The sequence below is a fragment of the Johannesbaptistia floridana genome (assembly GCF_057440575.1).
This window is the reverse complement of sequence record NZ_JALKVM010000367.1, coordinates 1-1,144: the sequence shown is the minus strand read 5'-3', so window position 1 is coordinate 1,144 and position 1,144 is coordinate 1. Positions and strand designations below refer to the sequence as shown.

General features: G+C 38.1%; 1 protein-coding gene. It reads right to left on the bottom strand.

The features are described 5' to 3' along the window. Window positions 1-258: 258 nt before the first annotated feature. A complete protein-coding gene (locus MW688_RS20400; protein WP_486737851.1) occupies window positions 259-852 on the bottom strand; it encodes an REP-associated tyrosine transposase in 594 nt (197 codons plus the stop codon). Between the last annotated feature and the right edge of the window lie 292 nt (window positions 853-1,144).

Sequence of the window (1,144 nt, the reverse complement as noted above, 5' to 3'; positions counted from 1 at the left end):
GGTTCGTAGTTGGACTAAAGTCCAAAAGAGTAATCGGGCTGAAGCCCTACTACAAGCTAGGTTCGTAGTTGGACTAAAGTCCAAAAGAGTAATCGGGCTGAAGCCCTACTACAAGCTAGGTTCGTAGTTGGACTAAAGTCCAAAAGAGTAATCGGGCTGAAGCCCTACTACAAACTAGGTTCGTAGTTGGACTAAAGTCCAAAGACATAATCGGGCTGAAGCCCTACTACGAACCTAGATAACAATTTATTTTGCTAGTTAATCAAAATCCCAACCTTTGCCATAATCTCTCACTGGATATTGTACCCAAAGATCGCGTAACCATTGCCTTGTTTTTGTTTTCAAATACCAATGAACACTACTTTCAATCCAATCATAGGGAGAAGATACCCAATTATGTTTAATAGGATTATAATGTATATAATTTATAGTGGAAAAATAGTGTCTTTCGGAGCGAATAGCGCGATCGCTATAAGAATGCCATACTTTCCCTTTTTGATTATCTTCTTTATTCCATTGATAAGCAAATTTTCCATGAATTAATCTTAATTCTTTGCTAAGCCAGGAAAAATCCACTCTTCCAGTTAATAGATGATAATGATTTGGTAGAATAACCCAAGCCACAATAGGTATATCTTTATCTACAAAAATAGTAAATAACTGATTCAATAATTCTTGACGCCTTTGAGATGAATGTAAACGAGGTTTATGTTGATAACAAGTGGCGGTAATTAGATAAAAATCGAAATCCTGTAAAGGATGAGGAGGAGAGTGAGGAGGGAAACCCTGTTGTAGGCGATATTGTAAAATTTCTTTTTTTTGTTGTTGAGATAAATTGCGATACTCATACATAGGTTCGTAGTTGGACTTTAGTCCTATAGTATAATCGGGCTAAAGCCCTACTACAAACTTGGTTCGTAGTTGGACTTTAGTCCAAGAGAATCATCGGGCTGAAGCCCTACTACAAACTTGGTTCGTAGTTGGACTTTAGTCCTAGAGCATAATCGGGCTGAAGCCCTACTACAAACTTGGTTCGTAGTTGGACTAAAGTCCAAGAAAATCATCGGGCTAAAGCCCTACTACAAACTAGGTTCGTAGTTGGACTAAAGTCCAAGAAAATCATCGGGCTAAAGCCCTACTACAA

Excerpts from the sequence above, each read along its gene's own strand:
- MW688_RS20400 (WP_486737851.1), bottom strand. The coding sequence starts at position 852 with ATGTATGAGTATCGCAATTTATCTCAACAACAAAAAAAAGAAATTTTA.